This window comes from Hydrogenophaga sp. (assembly GCF_028698005.1).
Lineage (GTDB): Bacteria > Pseudomonadota > Gammaproteobacteria > Burkholderiales > Burkholderiaceae_C > Hydrogenophaga.
This window is the reverse complement of the sequence record NZ_JAQVEJ010000139.1, coordinates 1-7,862: the sequence shown is the minus strand read 5'-3', so window position 1 is coordinate 7,862 and position 7,862 is coordinate 1. Positions and strand designations below refer to the sequence as shown.

General features: G+C 70.8%; 9 protein-coding genes and 1 pseudogene. 5 read left to right on the top strand and 5 right to left on the bottom strand.

The features are described from left to right. A pseudogene (locus PHQ87_RS12540) lies at positions 1-253 on the bottom strand (PhoH family protein); the annotation flags it as partial. Between the two features lie 35 nt (positions 254-288). Between PHQ87_RS12540 and ruvA the strand changes: the two are divergent. From ruvA to PHQ87_RS12515, 5 genes are read left to right on the top strand one after another with little or no spacing between them, the layout of a single operon-like run. After that, on the top strand, positions 289-870 hold the full coding sequence (gene ruvA / locus PHQ87_RS12535) for a Holliday junction branch migration protein RuvA (RefSeq protein ID WP_300234792.1): 582 nt from the start codon (positions 289-291) through the stop codon (positions 868-870). Positions 871-879: 9 nt separating this feature from the next. Continuing rightward, positions 880-1,938: a Holliday junction branch migration DNA helicase RuvB gene (gene ruvB / locus PHQ87_RS12530; RefSeq protein WP_300234789.1), complete on the top strand. Its 1,059-nt coding sequence runs from the start codon at positions 880-882 to the stop codon at positions 1,936-1,938. After that, positions 1,938-3,251: an efflux RND transporter periplasmic adaptor subunit gene (locus PHQ87_RS12525; RefSeq protein WP_300234795.1), complete on the top strand. Its 1,314-nt coding sequence runs from the start codon at positions 1,938-1,940 to the stop codon at positions 3,249-3,251. Before ruvB ends, PHQ87_RS12525 begins: the two co-directional genes overlap by 1 nt. A gap of 6 nt (positions 3,252-3,257) precedes the next feature. Next, the gene (locus tag PHQ87_RS12520; RefSeq protein ID WP_300234786.1) at positions 3,258-4,484 is read left to right on the top strand and encodes an ABC transporter permease; all 1,227 of its coding nucleotides are present in this window, start codon (positions 3,258-3,260) and stop codon (positions 4,482-4,484) included. Positions 4,485-4,500: 16 nt separating this feature from the next. Continuing rightward, entirely contained in the window at positions 4,501-5,223 is a 723-nt protein-coding gene (locus PHQ87_RS12515) for an ABC transporter ATP-binding protein (protein WP_300234783.1), read from the top strand. Between the two features lie 12 nt (positions 5,224-5,235). Here the strand turns inward: PHQ87_RS12515 and PHQ87_RS12510 are convergent, their stop codons facing one another. The 4 genes from PHQ87_RS12510 to PHQ87_RS12495 form a co-directional block, all read right to left on the bottom strand. Continuing rightward, positions 5,236-5,877 (bottom strand): histidine phosphatase family protein, encoded by a 642-nt coding sequence (locus PHQ87_RS12510; RefSeq protein ID WP_300234780.1) that lies wholly within the window; start codon positions 5,875-5,877, stop codon positions 5,236-5,238. A gap of 44 nt (positions 5,878-5,921) precedes the next feature. Further along, a complete protein-coding gene (locus tag PHQ87_RS12505) occupies positions 5,922-6,584 on the bottom strand; it encodes a hypothetical protein (RefSeq protein WP_300234778.1) in 663 nt (220 codons plus the stop codon). Between the two features lie 18 nt (positions 6,585-6,602). After that, positions 6,603-7,532 carry a tRNA 2-thiocytidine(32) synthetase TtcA gene (ttcA, locus tag PHQ87_RS12500; RefSeq protein ID WP_300234775.1) on the bottom strand — a complete coding sequence of 310 codons (930 nt, stop codon included), beginning with the start codon at positions 7,530-7,532 and terminating at the stop codon, positions 6,603-6,605. Positions 7,533-7,541: 9 nt separating this feature from the next. After that, positions 7,542-7,862, bottom strand: a 321-nt coding sequence (locus PHQ87_RS12495) for a dihydroneopterin aldolase (RefSeq protein WP_300234772.1), incomplete at its 5' end; no start/stop codon positions are given.

Sequence of the window (7,862 nt, the reverse complement as noted above, 5' to 3'; positions counted from 1 at the left end):
TGGTGTCGCCCGCCAGCATCAGTTGCACCTGCTCCTCGGGGATGGGGCGGCGCGACATTTCGTAGAGCGCCTGCAGCACTTCCAGCGCCTGCTGGGCCTTGGCCTTCGGCCCCTCGATGCGAAACTGCTCGAACCGGTGCGCCACCTTGACCTGCAGCGCGGTCTCGATCAGGCGGATATGGCTGTCCATGGGGCCACACAGGTGGGCCATGCGCTCGTTGTCGGGCGGGGAGAAGGTGTGGCGGAGGATCAAACGGATAATCCCGAAAGACAAAGGACAATCCCCCAATGATAGGCAAACTCACCGGCATCCTGCTGGAAAAATCCCCGCCCCGGATCCTGATCGACTGCCATGGCGTCGGTTACGAGGTCGAGGTGCCCATGAGCACCTTCTACCACCTGCCCGCCAGCGGGGAGACGGTGTCGCTGCTGACGCACTTCGTGGTGCGCGAGGACGCGCAAATCCTCTACGGCTTCGGCAGCGCCGGCGAGCGCGAGGCCTTCCGCCAGCTCATCCGCATCAGCGGCGTCGGGCCGCGCACCGCGCTGGCGTTGCTCTCGGGCCTGTCGGTGGCCGAGCTGGCGCAGGCCGTGACGGCGCAGGAAAGCGGGCGCATCGTCAAGGTGCCGGGCATCGGCAAGAAGACCGCCGAGCGCCTGCTGCTCGAACTCAAGGGCAAGCTCGGCGCCGACCTGCCGCTGGCGGGCAGCGCCGCCGCGGCCGTGGGCGATGCCGCCAGCGACATCCAGCAGGCGCTGATGGCGCTGGGCTACAGCGAAAAGGACGCCGCCGCCGCCCTCAAGGCCCTGCCGGCGGGGGTGGGGGTGAGCGAGGGCATCAAGCTGGCGCTGAAGAATCTGGCCAAATAAGCACCTACCATGAGCATCCAGACCGACGATTTCGCCACCGCGCCGCGCGTGGTATCCGCGGCCGCCGCCTCGCCCCGGGAGGAGGCCATCGAACGCGCGCTGCGGCCCAAGCTGCTCGACGAGTACGTGGGGCAGCACAAGGTGCGCGAGCAGCTCGAGATCTTCATCGGCGCGGCGAAAAAACGCGGCGAGGCGCTCGACCATGTGCTGCTGTTCGGCCCGCCCGGCCTGGGCAAGACGACGCTGTCCCACATCATCGCGCAGGAACTGGGCGTGAACCTGCGCCAGACCAGTGGCCCGGTGCTGGAAAAACCCAAGGACCTGGCGGCGCTGCTGACCAATCTCGAGCCGAACGACGTGCTGTTCATCGACGAGATCCACCGCCTTTCGCCCGTGGTGGAGGAAATCCTTTACCCGGCGCTGGAGGATTACCAGATCGACATCATGATCGGCGAGGGGCCGGCGGCGCGCAGCATCAAGCTGGACCTGCAGCCGTTCACCCTGGTGGGCGCGACGACGCGCGCCGGCATGCTCACCAACCCGCTGCGCGACCGCTTCGGCATCGTGGCGCGGCTGGAGTTCTACACCCCCGCCGAGCTGCAGCGCATCGTCACGCGCAGTGCCGGCCTGCTGCAGGCACCCATCGATCCCGAGGGCGCGTTCGAGGTCGCGCGCCGCAGCCGCGGCACGCCCCGTATCGCCAACCGGCTGCTGCGCCGCGTGCGCGACTATGCCGACGTCAAGGGCAATGGGCGCATCACGGCGGCCATCGCGGGCAGCGCGCTGTCCATGCTCGACGTCGATCCGGAAGGCTTCGACCTGATGGACCGCAAGCTGCTGGAAGCGGTGATCCACCGCTTCGATGGCGGGCCGGTGGGGCTGGACAACATCGCCGCCAGCATTGGCGAGGAGCCGGGCACGATCGAGGACGTGATCGAACCGTACCTGATCCAGCAGGGCTACCTGCAGCGCACGCCGCGCGGGCGCACCGCGACGCTGGCGGCCTACCGGCACCTGGGGGTGGTGCCGCCGGCGGCCGAGGGTGGCCTGTTCGGAGGCGCGCCGTGATGGCCACCGCGGCGACGCCATCGCGCCGGGGCTGGTTCGCCCTGGCGGCACTCGGGCTGGTGCTGGCCGCTGCCCTGGCCCTCTGGCTGGCCAGGCGCGCACCGGTGGTGGACGCCGTGACGGTGCAGGCGGCACCGCTGGTGCGCACGCTGCAGCTCTCGGCCCGTGTGGCCACGCGCTCCAAGGTGGAGGTGGGCAGCACCCTGACCGGCCGGGTGGCACGGGTGTTGGTGGAAGAAGGCGCGCAGGTGCGCCAGGGAGATCTTCTGCTGCTGCTGGAGACGGCCGAGCTGGACGCCGCGCTGGCCCAGGCCACGGCGGCCGAGCGGCAGGCACAGGCCCTGCTGGCGGGCGTGCGCAGCACCGGACGCACGGCGGCATCCGCGGCCCTGGCCCAGGCCGAGGCCACCTGGCGCGCCGCCGCCGCCGAGCTGGCCCGGACCGAACAACTGGTGGCCCAGGGCTTCCTCAGTGCGGCCCGGCTGGACGAGGCCAGGCGCGCGGTGGCGGTGGCGCAGGCGCAGCGCGACAGTGCCCGGGCGCAGACCTTGTCGGTGGCCGATGCCGGGGCCGATCTGGCGCAGGCGCAGGCCCAGCTGGCGGTGGCGCAAGCCGCCAGCGCCGCGGCCCGGGCGCGCCGGGCGCAGGCCGAGGTGCGCGCGCCGGCCGATGCCCGGGTCCTCCTGCGCGAGGTCGAACCCGGCCAGATCGTGCAGCCGGGCCGCTCGCTCATGACACTGGCGCTGGCGGGGCCCACGCAACTGAGCGCGCAGGCCGACGAGCGCTTTCTCGAGCAGCTCAGGCCGGGCCAGCCCGCCGCCGTCGTGGCCGATGCGTTCCCCGGGCAGCGTTTCAGCGCCCGCGTGCTGTCGCTGGCGCCGGCGGTGGATGTGCAGCGCGGTGCCATCGAGGTCCTGTTTTCATTGGGCGACGATGCGCCGGACTTCCTGCGGGAAGACATGACCCTGTCGGTGGAGGTGGAGACCGGACGCCGCGCGCAGGCGCTGGTGCTGCCGCTGGCCGCGCTGCGCGCTGGCGCGCCGGCGGCGTCGGGTCAGCCGGCCACCGGCGCCCGCCTGCTGGTGCTGGCCGACGGCCGGGCCCAGGAGCGCACCGTCCGCCTGGGACTGCAGACGCTGGCCGCGGTCGAGGTACAGGAGGGACTGGCCGCGGGCGAGGTGGTCCTGCTCGGCGATGCCGTGCAGGCCGGGCAGCGCGTGCGGATCCGGCCCGTGGCGCTGTCCCTGACCCCGGTGGACGGGGCTGCCGCCGAGGACGCCGGCGCGGCCCTGACCCGCTCCATGGGGCGCTGAATGCCCATGACGGCCTGGCTTGGTTTCGAGACCCGGGTGGCCATGCGCTTTCTGCGCGAGGGCCGCATGCAGACCGTGCTGATCATGGTCGGGGTGGCGGCCGGGGTGGCGGTGATCGTCTACATCTCGGCCCTGATCAGCGGGTTGCAGGCCAACACCCTGGCCAAGACGCTGGGCGCGCAGGCGCACATCACCTTGCGCTCGCTGGAGGACACGGTGCTGCCGGCGGCCGAACGCGCGCCGGGCGAGCTGGCCCTGAGCGAGGCGCAGCCCCGTGCCCAGCGCCTGCGCTCGGTGCAGAACTGGCAGCCGCTGATGCGGCAACTGGAGCAACTGCCGGCGGTGGCGGGCGTCTCGCCGATGGTGGCCGGTGCGGGGCTGGCCCTGCGCGGCGAGGCCACGCAGTCGATCTCGCTGATGGGCGTCGATCTGGAGCGCTATGACCGCATCGTCGGGCTCGGCGCCAAGGTGGTCAGCGGCACGGCCCGGCTGGCGCCGGGCGAGGCCATCGTCGGGCGCGACCTGGCGGCCGATCTGGGCGTGCGCGTGGGCGACCGGTTCACGGTGCAGACCGCCGCCGCCACGGACACGGTGCGGGTGACGGCGCTGGTGGACCTGGGGGTCAGGGAGCTGAACCAGCGCACGGTGTTCGTGCCCCTGCGCGCGGCCCAGAGCCTGCTGGAGCTGCCCGGTGGCGCCACCACCATCGACCTGTCCCTGCACGATGTCTGGGCCGCGCAGGCCCTGGCCGACACCTTGCGCGAGCGCTTTCCCTACCAGGTGGAAAGCTGGCAGGAAAACAACGCGCAACTGCTGTCGGCGCTCAACGCGCAATCGGTCAGCACCAGCGTCATCCGTGCCGTGGTGCTGGTGGTGGTGGTGCTGGGCATCGCCAGCGTGCTGGTGGTGTCGGTGGTGCAAAAGAGCCGGGAGATCGGCATCCTGCGCGCCATGGGCGCCACCCGCGGACAGATCCTGCGGGTGTTCCTGCTGCAGGGGGCCGTGGTCGGCTCGGTCGGCTCGGTGGCGGGCCTGCTGCTGGCCGCGCTGCTCATCGCGCTGTTCACCACCCTGGTGCGCGGATCCGACGGACTGCCCCTGTTCAACATCACCCTGGAGCCGGTGCTGGCGCTGCAGGTGGCCCTGCTGGCGACGGTGTGTGGTGTGCTGGCCGCCATTGCGCCGGCCCGGCGTGCCGCGGCCATGGACCCGGCGCAGGCCATCCGTGCCTGAGCGGGCGCTCCCGACCATGACCGATACCGTCCGCCACCCCCCGGGCCCGCTGATCGAGATCGAGGGTCTGCGCAAGACCTACAACGCCGGGTTGCCCTCCGAGGTCGAGGTGCTGCACGGCCTCGCGTTGCGCGTGGACGCCGGCGAGTTCATCGCGCTGATGGGGCCCTCGGGCTCCGGCAAGAGCACGCTGCTCAACATCCTGGGCCTGCTCGAGCGCATGAGCGCCGGCAGCTACCGCCTGCAGGGCGAGCCGGTGCAGCATCTGGACGACACCGGGTTGACCCTGCGCCGGCGCCAGTCGCTGGGTTTCGTGTTCCAGTTCCACCACCTGCTGCCGGCCTTCAGCGCGCTGGAGAATGTGACCCTGCCGGCCCTCATGGCCGATGGCCGGGTGGGGCCCAGGCAACTGGCCCGTGCGCGCGAGCTGCTCGATGCCGTGGGGCTCGCGCACGCCATGCACCGGCGGCCGTCGGAGCTGTCGGGGGGCATGCAGCAACGGGTCGCCATTGCCCGCGCGCTGGTGATGTCACCGCCGCTGGTGCTCGCCGACGAACCCACGGGCAACCTCGACACGGCCTCCTCGGACGAGGTGTTCGGCCTGCTGCGGCGCATGCATGCCGAGCGGGGGGTGTCCTTTGTCGTGGTGACCCACGATCCCCGGCTGGCCGCGCGCTGCGACCGCCTCGTCGAACTGGTGGACGGCAAGATTGCGCACGATGGTCCGATCGTGGCCTGAGGGCCAGGACCCTCAGGTGCTGCGCTCGTCCAGGCTGCCGTCCTGCAGGTGGGCGGTGTCGGCCCAGCCCACCAGGCTCAGCCCCTCGGGGCTCCAGAGCAGACGGTTGACGGCGGTGTTGGGCAGCGTCCAGGTGCGGGGCGCCTGCAGGTCCTGCCGGGTGGCATCGCGGTAGAGGACGTCGAGCACGCCACCGTGCGTCACGATCAGGATCTGTTCGCCCGCATGGCGTGCCGCCAGTGTGTGCACGGTGGCGACGATGCGCTCGCGCAACTGCAGCAGCGATTCGCCGCCGCCAGGGGGGGTGAAGGCCGGATGCCGCTTGCGCCAGGCCAGTGCCTCGGCCGGGTGGCGCGTCTCGATCTCGGACCAGGTCAGGCCTTCCAGGCGGCCGAAACCCCGCTCGCGCAACCCCGGGTCGGTGTGCACGGCCAGCCCGTGGTGGACGGCCACCGCCTCGGCCGTGGCGCGGGCGCGGCGCAGGTCGCTGGCGTAGATGGCCACCAGGGTTTCATCGCGCAGGGCGGACGCCAGGCGCTGCGCCTGGGACTGGCCGTGGGCATTGAGCCCGATGTCGGTGTGGCCCTGGATGCGGGTGTCGCGGTTCCAGTCGGTTTCGCCGTGGCGCACGGCCAGGATGCGGGTGATCTGCACGGAGGGAGGGTCGGAGACGGGACGGTCCAACGGATGAAGAAAGACTACCGTGGCAGGTCGATGTTGACCTGGCGTACCCCCTGCGGGGGTGCCGGAAAGCCCGCCAGGGCGGCGCGGATCATGGCCTGCCACAGGCCCGGTGTGCTGTGCCAGCGGCTGTCGTGGGCGGCGCTGGTTTCGTAGGCCACCTGGCCGGTGGCGGCGTCGCGGATCACGATGGAAACCGCGCGCTGGTAGTAGGGCGTGGCGTCCCACCAGGGATCCAGGGGAAAGCCGAAGCGGGCACCGAAGCCGGGCCGGCCCCAGCCTCCGTAGACGCTGATGCCGGGCCAGTAGCCGCCGTGGGGCACCTCCCAGGGAGCGAACGGAGAACGTACGCTCTGCGCCTGCACTGTGACGCGCCAGCCCGGTGCCGCCTCGCCGGGGCCGGCCAGGTGCCAGCCCAGCGCGGCCAGTTCGTCGCGGGTCCATTGCTCCAGGTCGGTCTGGGCCTTGCCGACCTGACCCTGGTGCTGCGAGGGCAGGCGCTCGAACTGGTAGCGCTGGGGGGCGGCCGGTAGGCCCGAGCGTTCGTCCCAGCGGGCGAAGCTCTCGACCTGCGAATCGACGCGCAGCACCCCGGCGCAGCCGGCCAACAGGACGGCGGCGGCGAGCATGAGCGACACCAGCAGCGGGCGTCGGCGGGAGGTGGTGGCGGCAGATGGCATGGTCGGGCCTCCGGGTGCTCAGGTCACGGTGATCGGTATGACCCGGGGCGGTGCGGCTTCGTTCCCTTCGTCGCCGTCCTCGTCGCGCACGCGCGGTGGCGCCTCGATGGGCTCCTCGTCGAAGGTCTTGTCGCCGTCCTCGTCGGCCTCGCCGGTGGCGCGGATGGTCTCGAACGGATAGAGCGTGCGGTCCATCAGGTGGCTGGGCACCACGTGCTGCAGCGCGTGCAGCATGTTCTCCAGCCGCCCGGGGTACTGCTTGTCCCATTCGCGCAGCAGATTGCCCACCTGCTTGCGTTGCAGGTTTTCCTGGCTGCCGCAGAGTGTGCACGGGATGATGGGGAACTGGCGGTACTCGGCCCAGCGGATCAGGTCCTTCTCGGGCACGTAGGCCAGCGGCCGGATCACCATGAACTCGCCGTTGTCGCTGACCAGCTTGGCCGGCATGCCCTTGAGCTTGCCGCCGAAGAACATGTTCAGGAACAGCGTCTGCAGCATGTCGTCGCGGTGGTGGCCCAGCGCGATCTTGGTCGCCCCCAGCTCGCGCGCCACGCGGTACAGGATGCCGCGGCGCAGCCGGCTGCACAGGCTGCACATGGTCTTGCCCTCGGGGATCTTGTCCTTGACGATGGAGTAGGTGTCCTGCGTCTCGATGTGGAAGCGGATGCCCAGTTTGGAGAGGTAGGCGGGCAGCACGTCGGCCGGAAAGCCCGGCTGCTTCTGGTCGAGGTTGACCGCGATCAGCTCGAAGTTCACCGGCGCGCGCGCCTGCAGCTTCATCAGGATGTCGAGCAGGCCGTAGCTGTCCTTGCCGCCCGACAGGCAGACCATCACGCGGTCGCCTTCCTCGATCATGTTGTAGTCCACGATGGCGCGGCCGACCTCGCGGCACAGGCGCTTCTCGAGCTTGCGGTTTTCGAAGGCGAGTTTTTCGGGGGTCATGGTCATGTTGTCACGTCACCACTGGCCGCTTTCCATGCGGATGGCGACTTCACAGTCGTCGAAGATTTCCAGTTTGGCGATGCGCACGCGCACGCCGATCACGCCGGGCAGTTGCATCAGGCGCCGGGTCAGTTTGCCGATCAGGCTTTCCAGCAGGTTGACGTGATCGGCGGTGCACTCGTCGATGATGATCTGGCGCACCTTGCGGTAGTCGAGCACGTGGCCGATGTCGTCGTCCTTGGGCAGCAGCGGCTGCGTGCCCTGGTTGAGTTCGGCATCGACCTGGATCGGCTGCGGCGCCGTCTTTTCATGGTCGAGGATGCCCAGGTTGGCGTC

What these genes read in the sequence shown, in the direction of transcription:
- ruvA (WP_300234792.1), top strand. Translation starts at nt 289, where the DNA reads ATGATAGGCAAACTCACCGGCATCCTGCTGGAAAAATCCCCGCCCCGG.
- ruvB (WP_300234789.1), top strand. Translation starts at nt 880, where the DNA reads ATGAGCATCCAGACCGACGATTTCGCCACCGCGCCGCGCGTGGTATCC.
- PHQ87_RS12525 (WP_300234795.1), top strand. Translation starts at nt 1,938, where the DNA reads ATGGCCACCGCGGCGACGCCATCGCGCCGGGGCTGGTTCGCCCTGGCG.
- PHQ87_RS12520 (WP_300234786.1), top strand. Translation starts at nt 3,258, where the DNA reads ATGACGGCCTGGCTTGGTTTCGAGACCCGGGTGGCCATGCGCTTTCTG.
- PHQ87_RS12515 (WP_300234783.1), top strand. Translation starts at nt 4,501, where the DNA reads ATGACCGATACCGTCCGCCACCCCCCGGGCCCGCTGATCGAGATCGAG.
- PHQ87_RS12505 (WP_300234778.1), bottom strand. Translation starts at nt 6,584, where the DNA reads ATGCCATCTGCCGCCACCACCTCCCGCCGACGCCCGCTGCTGGTGTCG.
- ttcA (WP_300234775.1), bottom strand. Translation starts at nt 7,532, where the DNA reads ATGACCATGACCCCCGAAAAACTCGCCTTCGAAAACCGCAAGCTCGAG.